Source organism: Variovorax sp. J22G73 (genome assembly GCF_030317035.1).
Taxonomy (GTDB): Bacteria; Pseudomonadota; Gammaproteobacteria; order Burkholderiales; family Burkholderiaceae_C; genus Variovorax.
Map to the genome: position 1 here is coordinate 689,033 of NZ_JASZYK010000003.1, position 16,107 is coordinate 705,139.

The 16,107-nt window shown below is 69.2% G+C and carries 13 protein-coding genes; 3 read left to right on the top strand and 10 right to left on the bottom strand.

The features are described 5' to 3' along the window. Positions 1 to 22: 22 nt before the first annotated feature. The 5 genes from QTI51_RS15715 to QTI51_RS15735 all read right to left on the bottom strand — a co-directional run bounded on the left by QTI51_RS15715 (position 23) and on the right by QTI51_RS15735 (position 5,013). The gene (locus tag QTI51_RS15715) at positions 23 to 451 is read right to left on the bottom strand and encodes a type II toxin-antitoxin system VapC family toxin (protein ID WP_286514973.1); all 429 of its coding nucleotides are present in this window, start codon (positions 449 to 451) and stop codon (positions 23 to 25) included. Then, on the bottom strand, positions 448 to 759 hold the full coding sequence (locus QTI51_RS15720; RefSeq protein WP_286514974.1) for a type II toxin-antitoxin system Phd/YefM family antitoxin: 312 nt from the start codon (positions 757 to 759) through the stop codon (positions 448 to 450). The genes QTI51_RS15715 and QTI51_RS15720 overlap by 4 nt, the downstream gene beginning before the upstream one ends. A 46-nt stretch (positions 760 to 805) precedes the next feature. Next, the gene (locus tag QTI51_RS15725; RefSeq protein ID WP_286514975.1) at positions 806 to 3,364 is read right to left on the bottom strand and encodes a TonB-dependent siderophore receptor; all 2,559 of its coding nucleotides are present in this window, start codon (positions 3,362 to 3,364) and stop codon (positions 806 to 808) included. Positions 3,365 to 3,475: 111 nt separating this feature from the next. Then, on the bottom strand, positions 3,476 to 4,507 hold the full coding sequence (locus tag QTI51_RS15730) for a FecR domain-containing protein (RefSeq protein WP_286514976.1): 1,032 nt from the start codon (positions 4,505 to 4,507) through the stop codon (positions 3,476 to 3,478). Continuing rightward, positions 4,504 to 5,013, bottom strand: coding sequence for a sigma-70 family RNA polymerase sigma factor (locus QTI51_RS15735; RefSeq protein WP_286514977.1), 510 nt, complete (start codon positions 5,011 to 5,013; stop codon positions 4,504 to 4,506). Before QTI51_RS15735 ends, QTI51_RS15730 begins: the two co-directional genes overlap by 4 nt. 302 nt (positions 5,014 to 5,315) lie before the next feature. Between QTI51_RS15735 and QTI51_RS15740 the strand changes: the two genes are divergently transcribed. Beyond that, positions 5,316 to 6,029 carry a response regulator transcription factor gene (locus QTI51_RS15740; protein WP_286514978.1) on the top strand — a complete coding sequence of 238 codons (714 nt, stop codon included), beginning with the start codon at positions 5,316 to 5,318 and terminating at the stop codon, positions 6,027 to 6,029. A gap of 20 nt (positions 6,030 to 6,049) precedes the next feature. Continuing rightward, on the top strand, positions 6,050 to 8,026 hold the full coding sequence (locus QTI51_RS15745) for a sensor histidine kinase (RefSeq protein ID WP_286514979.1): 1,977 nt from the start codon (positions 6,050 to 6,052) through the stop codon (positions 8,024 to 8,026). Between the two features lie 1,933 nt (positions 8,027 to 9,959). Here the strand turns inward: QTI51_RS15745 and QTI51_RS15750 are convergent. The 5 genes from QTI51_RS15750 to cyoA are packed head-to-tail and all read right to left on the bottom strand — an operon-like array spanning position 9,960 to position 14,563. Next, the gene (locus tag QTI51_RS15750) at positions 9,960 to 10,538 is read right to left on the bottom strand and encodes an amino acid synthesis family protein (protein ID WP_286515727.1); all 579 of its coding nucleotides are present in this window, start codon (positions 10,536 to 10,538) and stop codon (positions 9,960 to 9,962) included. Between the two features lie 35 nt (positions 10,539 to 10,573). Then, positions 10,574 to 10,957: a cytochrome o ubiquinol oxidase subunit IV gene (gene cyoD, locus QTI51_RS15755; RefSeq protein ID WP_286514981.1), complete on the bottom strand. Its 384-nt coding sequence runs from the start codon at positions 10,955 to 10,957 to the stop codon at positions 10,574 to 10,576. Further along, positions 10,954 to 11,577, bottom strand: a complete 624-nt coding sequence (gene cyoC / locus QTI51_RS15760; RefSeq protein ID WP_286514982.1) for a cytochrome o ubiquinol oxidase subunit III — start codon at positions 11,575 to 11,577, stop codon at positions 10,954 to 10,956. The genes cyoD and cyoC overlap by 4 nt, the downstream gene beginning before the upstream one ends. Beyond that, complete coding sequence (cyoB, locus tag QTI51_RS15765; protein ID WP_286515728.1) at positions 11,574 to 13,553, bottom strand: cytochrome o ubiquinol oxidase subunit I; 1,980 nt, start codon at positions 13,551 to 13,553, stop codon at positions 11,574 to 11,576. The genes cyoC and cyoB overlap by 4 nt, the downstream gene beginning before the upstream one ends. A gap of 11 nt (positions 13,554 to 13,564) precedes the next feature. Continuing rightward, entirely contained in the window at positions 13,565 to 14,563 is a 999-nt protein-coding gene (gene cyoA / locus QTI51_RS15770) for a ubiquinol oxidase subunit II (protein ID WP_286514983.1), read from the bottom strand. A 111-nt stretch (positions 14,564 to 14,674) separates the two neighbouring features. On the opposite strand from cyoA, the gene QTI51_RS15775 reads away from it, so the two are divergent. After that, complete coding sequence (locus QTI51_RS15775) at positions 14,675 to 16,099, top strand: aminotransferase-like domain-containing protein (RefSeq protein ID WP_286514986.1); 1,425 nt, start codon at positions 14,675 to 14,677, stop codon at positions 16,097 to 16,099. The last annotated feature ends 8 nt before the right edge of the window (positions 16,100 to 16,107 follow it).

Sequence of the window (16,107 nt, forward strand, 5' to 3'; positions counted from 1 at the left end):
GCGCCGCCGAAAGGAGTGCGGCCTATGAAGCCAGCCATGGGTTGACGAGCGCTGCGCCCGTCTTGGCGAACCCACCGGTATCCCGCGACACGATGCTCAGCCCGTGATGCAGCGCGGTCGCGGCAATGATGAGATCCGGTTGGGGAAAGGTGTGGCCTGCCTTTCGTCCTTCTTCGACCAGCAACCGCCACTTGAACATGATGTCCTCGCTGATTGGGAGCACGCGGTTCTCGAACATCGGGCGCAACTGCAGGTTCAGCCAATCATTGAGGGACGCGCGTTTGTGCATGTCCTCGATCAGCTCGATGCCGAAGCGGATTTCCGCGAAAGTGACTGCGCTGACAAACAGGTTGTCGAGTGGCTGCGCGCTGACGAAGGCGACGACCTTCGGTTCGGATCGTGAACGTCGCAGCTCGGACAGGATGTTGGTGTCTAGCAGGCAGCCTTTCACAACTGAACGTCCCGGACCGGAGAGTTTTCCGACGATGCCAGAACCAGTTCGATGTCGCGATGCGGCGAGGCCTGCAACACGTCTACCAGGGCCTTGCCTGTTCGAGCACCCTGCAAACGCCTGAAGTCCTCTGCAGCGATGACCACGACTTCGTCGCGACCATGAACCGTCACGTGCTGCGGGCCTTCGCTGCGCACGCGACGCACCAGTTCGCTGAAGCGTGCTTTGGCGTCTTGAAGCGGCCAATGCCCTGGCGGAGGGGCGGGTCGCTCGGAGGGCGGCTTTCCGGGTTCGATAAATCTAGTCATACCGACCAGATTAGCACCGCCTTCAGAGCGACGCAACTCTTCCCCCTCAGAACCTCCCGCGCAACGTCACCGTCGCATTGCGCGGCTCCCCGTAGAAATTACCCCACCCCGGCGCGCCCACCGTCTGGTAGTAGACCTTGTCGAACAGGTTGCTCACGTTCAGCGCCAGCGACCAGCTGCGGTTGATCTGGTAGCTCACGCGCGCGGTCCACACCGCGTACGCGGGCTGCGCGATCTTGATGGTGCCGGTGGTGCGCGAGCTTTCGCTCTGGAAGTTGACGCCGCCGCCCACGGTCCACGCGTTCAGCGCGCCCGGCAGGCGGTAGTCGGTCCACAGCCGCAGGATGTGCTTGGGCGTGTAGGTGCTGGCGAAGGCCACGCCGGCGTTGGAGGTGTCGTCCAGGTAGCGGAAGCTGTTGAGCGTGTAGCCGCCGAAGACCTGCCAGCCGCGCGCGATCTCGCCGCTGATCTCCGCGTCGATGCCCTGGCTGCGCACCCGCCCGCTGGACACGTAGCAGTACGCGCCCACCGAACACGGGTTCACCATGTCCTGCTCGGCGCGGTTGCTCTGGTCGATGCGAAACACCGCGAGCGATGCGTTGACCTTGCCGTCCATCAGCTCGCCCTTGAGCCCGGCCTCGTAGTTCTTGCCCTTGATCGGGTCGAGCATGACGCCCGCGGCCGTCACCGCGTTCTGCGGCTGGAAGATGTCGGCGTAGCTCACGTAGGCCGACCACTGCTTGTTCAGCGCATACACCAGGCCGCCGTAGGGCGTGAGCACGCCGCTTTCGCGGTAGGGGTCGTCGTAGGCCTCGTCGGTGTCGCGCAGCCGGCTGGTCCATTTGTAGCGCGACACGCGCGCGCCCAGCACCAGCGTGAGCGGGTCGCTCACGCTGAAGCGGGCCACGCCGTAGGCGCCCGACTGCGTCATCTCGGTGACGGTGGCGGCGCCGCGGTAGCGCCGCGCGAGAAAGTCGGCGGTCACCGGTTCGCTGATCTGGTGGTCGGGGTTGAGCACGTCGTTGCGCACGCCCAGCGCGATCAGCCCGAAGTCGCCCCGGCTCACCATGCGCCCGGTGTTGGCGCCGAAGCTCAGCGCATGGCGCCGGCCGAAGGCGTCGAACTTGCCGTCGACCGCCACGTCGAGGCCCTTGTTGTCGGTGCCGAAGTCGAACAGGCCGGCGAAGGTGGTCGACCCCGCCATCGTCGCGGGATTGATCGCGCCGTTGGAGTACAGGTACTTGATGTCGTGCTTCTCGCGCGTGTAGGTGGCCGTGGCCTTGAGCGTCCAGTCGGCGTCGAAGCGGTGGGCCAGCTCGGTGAACACCGAGGTCTGCTCGCTGTTCCAGCGGTTCCAGTCGGCGCCCAGGAAGGTCGAGCGGGCCAGCCGCAGGTCGGCGCCGTTGTCGTAGCGCGGCAGGCCGTGGAAGAAGGGCACCGACTTCAGCTTCTCGTAGCTCGCGCCCAGCGTCAGGCGCGTTTGCGGCGACAGGTCGTACTCGAGCGCGCCGTACAGCACGCCGGTGCGGCTCTTGGCCACGTCGTAGAAGTAGTCGCGGTCCTCGAAGCTGGCCACCGCGCGGCCGCGCAGGGTGCCGGCCTCGTTCAGCGGGCCGGTCGCATCCACCTCGGTGCGCACGTTGTTCCACGAGCCGGCGCTGGCGGACACCAGCAGCTGCTTGTCCGCCAGCGGGCGCTTGCGCACCATGTTGATGGTGGCGCTCGGCGTGCCCGCGCCCTGCAGCAGGCCGGTGGCGCCGCGCACGATCTCCACCCGGTCGAGGATGGCGGTGTTGCTGGTGAAGTTGTTGGCCTGCGGGTAGTAGAAGGCGCGGTTGACGCCGTCGAACTGGTAGGTGTCGGCCATGAAGCCGCGCGAGTACACGTAGCGCCCGCCCATCGGGCTGTTGTACATGGTGATGCCGGTGGTGTTGGCCAGCACCGCGTCGATGGTGGTGAGGTTCTGGTCGTCCATCTTCTGGCGCGTGACGACGGTGACGGACTGCGGAATTTCCTTCAGCGTCTGCTCGCCCTTGCCGACCGTGACGATGCGGCTCGCGTACGAGCCCGAGCCTTCGGTGGTGGCGCTGCGCTCGGCCTGCGCGGTGACGCGCACTTCGCTCAGCGTGCTGCCGTCGGCACCGGCCACGGGAGCGATGGGCGCCGTGGCGCGGCGCAGCGTGTAGCCGCCGCCTTCATGCGGCACGGCCTCCAGCCCGGTGTTGGCGAGCAGCCGCGAGAAGCCCTCGGGCACGGCGTGGCTGCCGCGCAGGCCGGCGGTGCTGCGGCCTTCGGTGAGCGCGGATTCGAAGGACAGCGTGACGCCCGCCTCGGCCGCGTAGCGCGACAGCGCCGGGCCGAGCGCGCCGGCGGGAATGTCGTAGGCCCTACGCGCGATTGCGGTCGTGGTCGCGGTCGCCGCCGAGGCCGGCGCGGGTTGCTGCGCCATCGCGCCGCCTGCGCCAGCAGCACTGGTGATGGCGATCACCAGGCAGAGGCTGCGCGCACCGTGCGCGGCGCCTGTCAGGCGCGTGGCGGACACAGAGGGCAGGGGAGTGAAAGTGCCGCACGCGGGGCGGCCGGTGCGCAAACGTGGCAATGCCATGGTCTTCTGGGTTCCTTGTCGGTGCCGCGATCACAGCGCGGCTCCATGGCTTGCCCGACGAGATTCGAAAAAGGGACAGCGAGATGAAAAATTCTTCGGGCGTCGGCGCGTTCAGCCCGGCACCACGCTCACCCAGTAGCGCGTGCGCGTCACCACCTGCACGGGCAGCGAGGTGGCCAGCATCGAGAGCACGTAGTCGGTGTCGCGCAGCTGGAACGCCCCCGAAATCCGCAGGCCCCCGACCTCGCTCGCGCAGTGGACGATGCCGGGCCGGTAGCGCGCGAGCTCGGCGCAGAAGTCGGCCAGCCGCATGTTGTCGGCGTACAGCACGCCTCGGGTCCATGCCTGGCTTTGCGTGGACACGGGCTCGGGCGGCGCCGCGCCTGCGTCGCCCAGCACCGTCTGCTGTCCGGCGGGCAGCACCAGCGCCGGTGCGGTGGCGTTGCGCAGCGTGACTTCTACCGCCCCTTCGGTGACGGCCACGCGCACGGCGCCTCGCTCTTGCGGCTCGCCTTCTTGCCGCACGGTGAAGCGCGTGCCCAGCGCGCGCAGCCGGCCTTGCGCGGTTTCCACCACGAAGGGGCGCGCGCGGCCGCTGCCCAGCGGGTCGGGCGCGGTCACGACGGCGATGGCGCCTGCGCGCAGGCGCACGGTGCGCTGCCGCTCGTCGAAGCGAATGTCGACGGCGCTCGCCGTGTCCAGTAGCACCCGGCTGCCGTCGGCCAGTTGCAGCTCGCGGCGCTCGCCGGTGGCGGTGCGCTCGTCGGACGACCAGGCCTGCCACGGCATGTGGCGCCAGCCCAGGTAGCCGGCCGGCACCGCCGCGGCGAACAGCGCGAGCGTGCGCAGCGCGGCGCGGCGGTTGGCGCGGCCCTGGCGCGCCAGCACCGGCATGCCGACCGTGGGCGGCACGGCGCCGAATTTCTGCGACAGCCGCTGCGCGCGCTGCCAGGCCTGCTCGTGTGCAGGGTCGGCCTCGCGCCAGCGCGCGCAGGCGGCGTGGTCGCCGGGGCCGGCCTCGCCCGAGTGCAGGCGCACCAGCCAGCGCGCGGCCTCGCGCAGCACGGCGGGGTCGAGCGGGCCGGGGGGCGTGAGTTTGGTGAGCTTCGCGAGGTTCGCCGGTGGCCGGGCGGAGGCGTTCATTCGACCAGCGCCAGGCAACGCTCGAAGCCCTGCTGCATGTAGCGCTTGACGGTGCGCTCGCTGATCTGCAGCCGCTCGGCGATGGCCGCGTAGGTCAGCCCTTCGAGCTGCGAGAGCACGAAGGCTTCGCGCGCCTTGGGCGCCAGGCCGTCGAGCATGGCGTCGATCTCGTCGAGCGTCTGCAGCAGCACCAGCCGCTCTTCGGGCGACAGCGCCAGGGGCTCGGGCAGCAGGGCCAGGGTTTCGAGGTAGGCGCGCTGCAGCGCTTGCCGGCGCCAATGCTCGCTGACCACGCCCTTGGCCAGCGTCGACAGGTAGGCCCGTGGCTCGCGCAGCGTGGGCAGCACCTGCGGGCGCAGCAGCACGCGCACGAAGGTGTCCTGCGCCAGGTCGGCCGCGCTGTGCGAGCACCCCAGCCGCCGCCGCAGCCAGGCGCTGAGCCATCCATGGTGCTCTTCGTAGAACACGTGCATGGCCCCGTGGGCAGCGGCATTGGCGGATGACATGGCGAAAACGGGAGGCGTCAGTTGAGAATGACTCTCATCTTAAGCGAATGACATGGGTTGCCGGGCCCATATGAGCTTGCGTGAGCTTGCGCGGGCTTGCGCGGGCTTGCGTGGGCTTGCGTGGGTCGTGGGCTGCCGCGCTTTTCGAGTTTCCCTACTTCCAGGGATGCCGACGCGCACCCGTGTCACTACCATCCCCACCTGCCGGCGCAACCCGCGCAACCCTGCTCGATCTTCGAACCTTCCAGACCCATGACCCGGCCTTCCCCCAAGACCCCGACCTTCCCGCCCCGCGAGCCGGCATGCCGCTAGGCCCCGCCGCCGCCCCGCCGCGACCGCAAGCCGCCCCCGAGTGGCGTGAGGCGCTGCTGCCCGCACCCGTGCTGGTGGTGGAAGACGAGCCGCTGATGCAGCGGCGCATCCACACGCTGCTGACGCAGTTCGGCTACGAGGCCGACGCGCTGGTGTTCGCCGGCACCATCGCGCAGGCCCAGGCCTGCATCGCGGCGCAACCGCACGCGCTGGCGCTGGTGGACATCGAGCTGCCCGACGGCAACGGCGTGTCGCTCATCGAGCAGCTGCGCGCCGACGACCCGGCGCTTAGCATCCTGGTGATCTCGGCGTGGAGCACCGAAGACGTGATCCTCACGGCGCTGCGTGCCGGCGCCACCGGCTACGTGCTGAAGGAGCGCGACGACATCGAGCTGTCGTTGGCGATCCGCAGCGTGCTGCGCGGCGGCGCGCCCATCGACCCCTTCATCGCCAGCCGTATCCTCGAGCTGCTGCATTCGCCGGCGACCACGCCGGGCCACGTCGATGCCGACGTGCTCAGCCGGCGCGAGGGCGAGATCCTGCAGCTGGTTGCCCAGGGCCTGACCAACCGCGAGATCGCCGAGCAGCTCTTCCTGTCCAAGCACACCGTCGAATGCCACATCAAGCACATCTACCAGAAGCTCGCGGTGTCCTCGCGCACCAAGGCGGTCTTCGCGGCGCGCTCGCGTGGCTTGCTTGCCTGATCTTCCTGGGTTGCCTCGCGGTGGCGCCCGCCGCGTGGGCCCAGGCGTGCCAGCCGCAGGTCGACGGCGTCTCGGCAGTCCGCGCGAACGGTCAGGACACTGACGGCACGGGCCGGCCCACCTCGGGCTGGACGCCCGTGTCGCTGCCCGACCTGTGGTCGCAGCGCTGGCCCGGGCACGACGGCACGGCCTGGTACCGCGTCGACTGGCACTGGCCTTGCACCCCGGCCAAGGAGCCGCTGGCGATTGCCATCGACTACATCAACATGGCCGGCGCGGTGTACGTCAACGACGACCTGCTGTGGACCGACCGCAGCCTGGCCGAGCCGCTGAGCCGCAGCTGGAACACGCCGCGCTACCTCGTCGTTCCGCCCTCGGTGCTGCGGCCCGGCGCCAACACCGTGTTGGTGAAGGTGGTGGGCAACCCCATCGACGGCGCGGGGCTGGGGCGCGTGCGCATCGGCACGGCCGACACGGTGGAGCCGCTGTACAGCCACCAGGTGCTGCTGCGGCGCACGCTGCCCGCGCTGAACCTGGTGATCTCGATGACGCTGGGCTGCTTCTTCCTGGCGCTGTGGCTCATGCGGCGCAGCGAGCGCAGCTACGGCTGGTATGCCCTCACGTCGTTCACCTGGCTGCTGTTCGCGAGCAACACGGTGGTTTCCACGCCCTGGCCTTTCGCGACCACCGACAGCTGGTCGCGCTGGGTGACGGTGGCGCTGCTGGCCTACACCTCGTCGTTCTGCATCTTCCTGTGCCGCTTCGGCGGCCTGCGCTTCGTGCGCGCGGAACGGGCGTTGTGGCTCGCGGCCGGGCTGGGTGCGGCGACGGTGGCGTTCATTGCGCGCGACGGGCTGGGCGCCGCGCAGGGCGTGGCCTTCCTGGCGTGCGCGGCGCTGTTCATGGGGGCGTGCGCGGCTTTCGTGGGGCGGGCCGCATCCACGCGCCAGCCCGAGCACCTGCTGCTGGCGGTCTGCGTGCTGGGCTTTCTGGTGGCGGCGGTGCACGACGTGCTGATGGTGCTGCGCGTGCTGCCCGACGGGCTGGCCTACACCACCGTGTCGGCGCCGCTCATCATGGTGGGCATGTCGGCCATCCTGGCGTGGAGCGTGACGCGCAACCTGCGGCGCATCGAGCGCTTCAACCTCGAACTGGAAGAGCGCATCACCATCACCCGCCACGAACTCACGCAGACGCTCGGGCGCGAGCACGCGCTGGCGCTGGCCAACGCCCGCCTCGGCGAACGGCTGCAGCTCGCCCACGACCTGCACGACGGCCTGGGCGGCTCGCTGGTGCGCTCCATCGCGCTGGTGGAGCAGTCGGCCCATGCGCTGGAGGCCCACCAGTACCTGTCGATGTTCAAGTCGCTGCGCGACGACCTGCGCCAGGTGATCGACAGCAGCTCCAGCGCCACGGCGCGCATCGCGGCCACGCCGGCCGAATGGATCGCGCCCATTCGCCACCGCTTCAACCGCATCTTCGAGGAGCTGAACGTGGCCAGCCGGTGGCAGCTGCCGGCGCGCTGGCCCTGCGAGCTGTCGCCCAAGCAGTTGCTGGGGCTCACGCGCTTTCTCGAAGAGGCGCTGACCAACGTCATCAAGCACAGCCGCGCGAGCGAGTTCGAGGTGCGGCTGCTGGCGTTGGACCATGAGCGATGCGGCCACGGCGACCAGAGCAACCAGGGCCAGCTCAGCCTCTCGATCGAGGACAACGGCGTGGGCTTCGATGTTCAGGGCGTGGCGGGTTCCATCCTGGGCATCGGCCTGCGCAGCATGCATGCGCGCATCGCGCGCATCGGCGGCACGCTGGAGATCGCCTCGGCGCCGGGGTGCACCCGGCTCGAGGCGCGCGTGCGCGTCACACCGCCCGAGGGGCCGGAGAGGCCAGAAGCACCGGGCTCGTCGCGTCCTGAGCCTGCACTTGCGCCTGCGTCTGTTCTTGCGGCACCGGCAGGTGCAGGCACAGCCGGGTCTCGCCGGGCTGCGAACGCACCCTGAGCGTGCCGCCCAGCGCGGTGGCGCGCGCGTGCATGTTCACCAGCCCCTTGCCCGCGAACTTCGCCTGCGCGTCGAAGCCGCGGCCGTTGTCGCAGAGCTCGACCTCGACGATGTCGGCGCCGGGCTGGGCCGGGCCCTCCACCACGACTCCCATCGCTTCGCTCGCAGGCAGCAGCCGTGCGCGCAGGCTGGCCTGGCTCGCGCCCGCGTGCGCCATCATGTTGGCGAAGGCCTCGAACAGCAGCATCTGCATCTGGTGCGACTCGCGCACGGTCCAGCCCGTCATGGTCGGCAGCGGGCTCACGTCCCAGTGCAGGTCGATGCCGGCGGCCTGCAGGCGTGGCCCCAGCCGGTAGCGCACGCTGCCCAGCGCGGAGGCCACGTCGCCCTCGCAGCCGTGCATGGCGTCCACCGTGAGCTTCAGCTGGTCGACCGCGTCGCGCAGGTGCACTTCCACATCGACCAGCGCCGTGCCCGGCTGCTGCGCCAGGCGCAGCAAGCCCGAGAGCTGCCCGCCCAGGCCGTCGTGCAGGTCCTGCGTGAGGCGCTGGCGTTCTTCGAGCGCGCCGCGCGCCTTCTCGCCTTCGCGTTCGCGCGCGAACACGGCCTCGAGCGCGGCGTTGCGCTCGGCGAGCTCGGCTTCCAGCGAGGCGTTCATGGCGGCCATGGCGCGCGCGTCCTTGCGCATGCGCTCGGCAATGACCCAGGCCAGCGTGACCGCGAAGCCGACCCACGCCATGCGGATCCACGGCACCATCGCGTAGGCCTCGGGCGAGGTGCGCATCACCCACACGTCGCGCGCGCCGCACAGCACGATCAGCACCACCGCGATGCCGAGCACCCGGTGCTCCAGCACCGCGCTGCGCAGCGCCGTGCGGAACACGACCACCATCATCGCCAGCGCGGCCACCAGGCTCAGCGTGCGCCACAGCGGCATCACCCACAGCCACGGCACCATGATGCCCAGCACCGCCGCCACCGGCGCGAGCCACGCCATCAGTCCCAGTGCGCGCGCCAGCGGCGTGTGGTCGCGCCCCACCACCGACAGCGCGAAGCGGCACAGCAGCGGCACTGCCGCCTGGAAGGCCGCCAGCGGCACCACGCCCCACCAGGGCCAGGCCAGCGGCGCGTGCGTGAACAGCACGCGCGCCGTCTGCACCGACCACAGCAGCTCGCCCAGGCCGTAGTAGAGGTAGATCGATTCGCGCTGGCGCATCCACACCAGCAGCGACAGCGCGCCCAGCACGCCGCTCACGATGGCGATGAAGCGCCCGCCGCTGATCTGCCAGAACTGCGCGCGCTCGTACAGCGGAAGAATCTCGGCCTCGGTGCCCGCCACCACGGGCGACAGGCCGCCCTGGCGCGCGGTCTGCGCCGCGATGACGATGTCCACGCGCTGCGGCGCCGCCGAGCCCGCGGGCGGCAGCACGAAGTACTGCGGCGCGAAGGAGGCGTCGTCGTACGGGCCCGGTGGAAAGGCGCCGAAGCGGGCCAGCTCCCGGCCGTTCACCGACACCCGAAAGCTGTTGCCCAGGCGCGGCACGAACAGGGCCGTCGGGGCGGCGGGGTCGCCCGGCGGAATGTCGAAGCTGAAACGGGCCTCGCCGTCGAACGAGGCCTTGTGCTGGTCCCAGTCGTAGGGGAGGGTGGCGGTTTCGGTTGGGGATGCCGCCTGGGCTTGTTTCGATGGGCCCTGCACGCTCAGCGTGAGCTGTGCCTTGTCGACCAGCGTGAGGGCTTGCGCAGGCAGCCACCCCACGAATCCGACGACCGCAAGCACCACATACAGCAGGCGCCACGCAAGCGCTTCGTTTCGTCGGGCCATGATGGCTACAACTTTAGCAACATTTCCTTTCAGTTCGTGGGGGTGTTCGCATGCGAATGGGTCAGTTGTCGTTTTTGCTGGACAGGGCGCCGAGCCGGGAGCGGCCTTCTAGCGCTGCCCGTCGTGCCCGGCAATGTGCTCCGCCGCCAGCCCACCCACCCGCGAATGGACGCGTCCGCCATTCGCCATCACCAGCGCGAACAGAATTTCGTCGGGCCGCGGCGCGTCCTGGATGCCGATCTCGGCCGATGAGAAATGGCTTCGCACATACGCCGCGTGCACGTGGTGCAGCGGCACCATCAGCCGGTAGCCGGCGCCCGCCACGGCCTTCACCGACGGCACGATGGCCTTGGGCTCGCCGAGCGCCTCGCGCATGGCCCAGCCGCCCGCCTCGTGCCACACGGCGCCGTGCTCCATCTCGCCGTTCACGCCCACGATGGCGGCCTTGCCGTAGGCCTCGACCTGGTCCCGCCCCAGCGAGCGCACCAGTTCCTCGGCCAGGCTCGCGCCCAGGGGTTTCACGGCTTCCATGAACGCGAGCAGGTCGCTTTCGTAGCGGCCCGCGTACGGGCTGCGGATGACCGCGCACGCCGACGCCACCAACAGGGGCCGGCTCACGCGCGGGCCGCCCTCGTGGAAGACCATCTCGATGTTCAGGCTGCGCTTGCGGATGTCGATGGGCGGCAGCAGCGCCGCAGCGTGCGCGGGTGTGTGCATGGCGGTCATTCCTTGGCGCGCGCCTCGGCCGGCGAGAACTGCATGGGCATCATGTTCGCGTTGGCGTTGTGCATCACCCAGAGCGAGCCCGCGATGACGATCACGATGAGCGCGGCGGTGCACACGAAGATGCCGGTGTTGGCGCGCTGGTCGGGCGAGCTGCCCATGTGCAGGAAGTACACGAGCTGCACCAGCAGCTGCGCCACGCACAGCCCCACCACGACGGGCAGGCGCATCTGGCGCGGCAGCACGTCGAGCATGACCGCGCCGAAGGACGCGAAGGTGAGCAGCAGCGACAGCGCGAAGCCGATGGTGTAGCTCTGCAGGGAGCCGTGCGAAGACGCGGCGTGGAAGGACGTGTGGTTCGACGGGGCGTGGGTGGCGTTCATGTGAACTCTCGCAGGTAGATGAAGGTGAAGACGCAGATCCACACCAGGTCCAGGAAGTGCCAGAACAGGCTCAGGCAGGCCATGCGGCGGCGCGTGACGGGGGTAAGGCCGAAGTGGTGGACTTGGTGCAGCATCACAGCCAGCCACACCAGCCCGAAGCTCACGTGCAGCCCGTGCGTGCCCACCAGCGTGAAGTACGCCGACAGGTAGGCGCTGGCCTGCGGCACGGCGCCGCGGTGCATCAGCTCCGCGAACTCGTACACCTCCATGCCCACGAAGGCCGCGCCGAGCACGAAGGTGGCAACGAGCCAGCCGGTGGCGCGGCGCAGCGTGCTCGCCTGCAGCGACAGCATCGCGAGGCCGAAGGTGAAGCTGCTGGCCAGCAGCAGCATGGTTTCGCCCAGCACGAACTCCAGCTCGAACAGGCCGCGCCCCGTGGGGCCGTTGGCCGTGGCCCCCGCGAGCACGCCGAAGGTGGCGAACAGCACCGCGAAGATGAGGCAGTCGCTCATCAGGTAGATCCAGAAGCCCATGGTGGTCTGGGCTTCGCCGCCATGCGCGTGTCCGTCGCCGTGGCCTTCGCCGTGCCCATGTGTGTTTGCGATGTTCAGCGTGCTCATGCCGTCGCTCCCTTCAGTTGCGCGAAGCGCGCGTTTTCGATGCGCTCCACCTCCGAGGCGGGCACGAAGTAGTCGACGTCGCGGTCGTACGAGCGCGCCACGAAAGTCGCGATGGCGCCCGCCAGCGCCGCGGCCGCCACCGCCCACATGTGCCACACCAGCGCGAAGCACAGCAGCAGCGCAAGGGCCGACACCACCACGCCGGCGCCGGTGTTGCGCGGCATGTGGATGTCCTCGTAGCGGCCCGGCTGCAGGTAGGCGGTGCCGGCCTGCTTGGCGTCCCAGTGGGGCTCGAGCGAATCGATGCGCGGCACCAGCGCGAAGTTGTAGAACGGCGCCGGCGAGGCCGTGGCCCACTCCAGGCTGCGCCCGTCCCACGGATCGCCCGTGAGGTCGGGATGTTGCTTGCGGTCGCGAATGCTCACGTAGAACTGCACGCCGATCGCCAGGATGCCCATGCCGATCACCACCGCGCCGCACAGCGCGACGACGAGCCACGGCTGCCAGCCGTCGACCACGTAGCTGTTCATGCGCCGCGTCATGCCCATGAAGCCCAGCACGTACAGCGGCATGAAGGCCAGATAGAAGCCCACCAGCCAGCACCAGAACGCCACCTTGCCCCAGTACTCGTTCAGCGTGAAGCCGAACACTTTGGGAAACCAGAAGCTGATGCCCGCCAGGCAGCCGAACAGCACGCCGCCGATGATCACGTTGTGAAAGTGCGCCACCAGGAACAGGCTGTTGTGCAGCACGAAGTCCGCCCCCGGAATGGCCAGCAGCACGCCCGTCATGCCGCCGATGGCGAAGGTCACCATGAAGCCGATGGTCCATAGCGTGGCCGAGTGGAAGCGGATGCGCCCGCGGTACATGGTGAACAGCCAGTTGAACAGCTTCACGCCCGTGGGAATGGAAATGATCGACGTCATGATCCCGAAGAACGCGTTCACGTTCGCGCCCGAGCCCATGGTGAAGAAGTGGTGCAGCCACACGAAGAACGACAGCACCCCGATGGACGACGTGGCGTACACCATCGACGTGTAGCCGAACAGCGGCTTGCGCGAGAAGGTGGCGATGATTTCGGAGAACGCGCCGAAGCACGGAAGAATCAGCACGTACACCTCGGGGTGGCCCCACACCCAGATGAGGTTGATGTACATCATGGCGTTGCCGCCCAGGTCGTTGGTGAAGAAGTGCATGCCCAGGTAGCGGTCCATGGTCAGCAGCGCCAGCGTGGCGGTGAGCACGGGGAAGATCGCCACGATCAGGATGTTGGTGATCAGCGCGGTCCAGGTGAACACCGGCATCTTCATCAGCGTCATGCCCGGCGCGCGCATGCGCAGGATGGTCACGATGAAGTTGATGCCCGTGAGCGTGGTGCCCAGCCCCGACACCTGCAGCGACCAGATGTAGTAGTCGACCCCCACCGTCGGGCTGTAGCCCAGCTCCGAGAGCGGCGGGTAGGCCACCCAGCCGGTGGCGGCGAAGTCGCCGACGAACATCGACATCATCACCAGCACCGCGCCGGCCACGCCCAGCCACAGGCTCAGCGAATTGACGAACGGGTAGGCCACGTCGCGCGCGCCGATCTGCAGCGGCACGATGACGTTCATGAGCCCGACGATCAGCGGCGTGGCCACGAAGAAGATCATGATCACGCCGTGCGCGGTGAAGATCTGGTCGTAGTGGTGCGGCGGCAGGTAGCCCTCGCTGCCGCCGCTGGCCATGGCCTGCTGCACGCGCATCATCAGCGCGTCGGCGAAGCCGCGCAGCAGCATCACCAGCGCCAGCAGGATGTACATGACGCCGATGCGCTTGTGGTCCACCGAGGTGAACCACTCGGTCCACAGGTAGCCCCACTTGCGGTAGTAGGTGAGCGCGCCCAGCAGCGCCGCGCCGAGCACGACGACCACGCACAGCGTGCCCATGATGATGGGCTCGTGCAGGGGCACCGCGGAGAGGTCGAGTTTTCCGAACACAGGCATGGCGCTCACTCTCCGCCGACGGGTTGCTGCAAGGATGCCGACATCGGCCGCGCAGCCTGCAGCCGCAGCGGAAACTCCGGCGTCTCGGGGCCGCAGATGTCGCTGGCCGCCATGTCTTCCACGCTCATGCCCATGTACTGGTTGGCAATGGCGTTGAACAGGCCGTTTTCCACCCGCGCGTACACCGTGGGCGTGTTCTTCACGCTCGGCATTTCCAGCTGGCGGTAGGCGTCCAGCGACAACGCCTGGCGAGATGCCCTGGCCTGCGCGACCCAGCCGTCGAAGTCGGCGCGGGTCATGGCGGCCGCCTTGAAGTTCATGCCCGAGAAGCCGTGGCCGCTGTACGCCGCGGACATGCCGTCGTAGGCGCCCGTGTGGTTGGCGACGAGGTGCAGCTGCGTCTGCATGCCGGGCATGGCGTAGACCTGGCTGCCCAGCTGTGGAATGAAGAAGGAATTCATCAGCGAATGCGCGGTGAGTTTGAAAGCGATCGGCGTGTCGACGGGCACGGCCAGTTGGTTGACGGTGGCCACGCCGAGGTCCGGGTAGATGAAGAGCCACTTCCAGTTCAGCGCCACCACCTCCACGCGAAGCGCGGGGGTCTGCGACACGAGCGGCTTGTACGGGTCCAGCGAGTGCGTGGTGCGCCAGATGAGCACCGCGAGAAACGCGACGATCACGCACGGAATGCCCCACACCACCACCTCGATGCGCGTGGAGTGCGACCACCTGGGCGCGTACACCACCTGCTTGTCGGTGTTGGTCTCGCGGTAGCGCCAGGCGAACCACAGCGTGAGCACGATGACCGGGACGACCACGGCCAGCATGATCGCCAGAGCCAGGACGATGAGCGTTTTTTCCTGCGCGCCGATGTCGCCCTTGGGGTCGAACAGCGTCATGCCGCAGCCGGAGAGAAGCGCGAGCAGGCCGAGGCTGCTCCAGCGCGCGACACGGCGGGCCAGAGCCCGGGCCGGCTTCGATGGGGGATGGTCAGTTGGAGGCATACAAGACAACCCAATGTATGGATATGTATGGATATTTATTGGCGGATTTGTATGCTATTCGCCCGAAATACCCGTGCGAACTAGGCAAAGTGACTCATACATAATCCATACATGACGCAAGCAATCGAGTGGAAATGGGCCGAGGTCTTTGCCGCCGGAAAGGGCTCGCGCTACCTGCGCATCCTTTCGCTGGTCGAGCGTTCGGTGGCCGAAGGGCAGCTGCAGCCGGGCGACCGCCTGCCGCCGCAGCGCCGCCTGGCCGAGCTGCTGGGCGTGGACCTGACGACCGTCACCCGCGCCTACGCCGAGGCCAAGGGCCGCGGGCTGGTCGAGTCGCGCGGGCCCGGCGGCACCTTCGTGTCGGCGCCCGCGGTCGACTTCGCGCCGCGCATGGACCTGAGCATGAACATGCCACCCGCGCCCGAGGGCTCCAACCTGTTCGCGCTGCTGCAGAAGGGCCTGGCCGACGCGCTCGCGCGCAACGACGCCGACCTGCTCATGACCTACCACCCCGGCGGCGGCAGCCGCGCCGACCGCATGGCCGGCTGCCGGTGGCTCGCGCCCATGTTCGGGCCGCTGGAGGTGTCGCAGGTGGCGGTGTGCCCCGGCGCGCAGTCGGCCCTGGCCGCGCTGGTGCTCGCGCTGACGCGGCCCGGCGACGCCGTGCTTGCGGAGCCGCTGGTGTACCCGGGGCTCATCTCCGTCACCGAGCGCCTGAGCCGCCGCGTGATCGCGGTGGCGACCGACGAGCACGGCATGCGGCCCGACGCGCTGGAGCAGGCCTGCGCGGAGCAGGGCGCGACCGCGACCGTGCTCTACCTGAACCCGACCATCCAGAACCCCGTGGCCCGCACCATGCCCGCCGCGCGCCGGCGGCAGCTCGCGAAGGTGGCGCAGCGCAAGGGGCTGCGCATCATCGAGGACGACCCCTACTGGCTCTTCGAGGCGCAGCCGCCGGAGCCCGTCGCCTGCCACGCGCCGGCATCGACGTACTACCTGTCGACCCTGTCCAAATGCCTCACGCCGGGCTTGCGCACGGCCTACGTGCGGCTGCCCCACACGCAGAACGAGGCGCAGGACGGGGCGCAGAACGAGGCGAACTTTCTCGACGCGCTGCGCGCGTTCGCGCTGATGGCGTCGCCGCTGCCCACCGCGCTGGCGACGCAGTGGGTGCACGACGGCTCGGCCAAGCACCTGCTCGAGCAGGTGCGCGCGGAGACCTGGGCCCGCCACGACCTGGCCAGCGGCATCCTCGGTTTGCCGCAAAGCGAATCGGGCCGCGGCATCCATGTGTGGCAGGCGCTGCCCTCGCGCTGGACCGCGCCCGAACTGGCGCGTGCGGCGCTGGCCGAAGGCCTGTCGGTGACGCCTTCTGCGGCGTTCTCCATCGGCGCCGAGGCACCGAACGCGGTGCGGCTGTCGCTGGGCGCGGTGCGCGGTCGCGCGCGCCTGGAGGAAGCGCTGAACCGCTGGAAGGCCCTGCTGGCGCGCGAGCCCGAGCCCAGGCCCGTGACCGGGCGGCGCGTGGTGATCTGAAAACGACC

Excerpts from the sequence above, each read along its gene's own strand:
- QTI51_RS15720 (WP_286514974.1), bottom strand. The coding sequence starts at position 759 with ATGACTAGATTTATCGAACCCGGAAAGCCGCCCTCCGAGCGACCCGCC.
- QTI51_RS15725 (WP_286514975.1), bottom strand. The coding sequence starts at position 3,364 with ATGGCATTGCCACGTTTGCGCACCGGCCGCCCCGCGTGCGGCACTTTC.
- QTI51_RS15730 (WP_286514976.1), bottom strand. The coding sequence starts at position 4,507 with ATGAACGCCTCCGCCCGGCCACCGGCGAACCTCGCGAAGCTCACCAAA.
- QTI51_RS15735 (WP_286514977.1), bottom strand. The coding sequence starts at position 5,013 with ATGTCATCCGCCAATGCCGCTGCCCACGGGGCCATGCACGTGTTCTAC.
- QTI51_RS15740 (WP_286514978.1), top strand. The coding sequence starts at position 5,316 with ATGCCGCTAGGCCCCGCCGCCGCCCCGCCGCGACCGCAAGCCGCCCCC.
- cyoD (WP_286514981.1), bottom strand. The coding sequence starts at position 10,957 with ATGAACGCCACCCACGCCCCGTCGAACCACACGTCCTTCCACGCCGCG.
- cyoC (WP_286514982.1), bottom strand. The coding sequence starts at position 11,577 with ATGAGCACGCTGAACATCGCAAACACACATGGGCACGGCGAAGGCCAC.
- cyoA (WP_286514983.1), bottom strand. The coding sequence starts at position 14,563 with ATGCCTCCAACTGACCATCCCCCATCGAAGCCGGCCCGGGCTCTGGCC.
- QTI51_RS15775 (WP_286514986.1), top strand. The coding sequence starts at position 14,675 with ATGACGCAAGCAATCGAGTGGAAATGGGCCGAGGTCTTTGCCGCCGGA.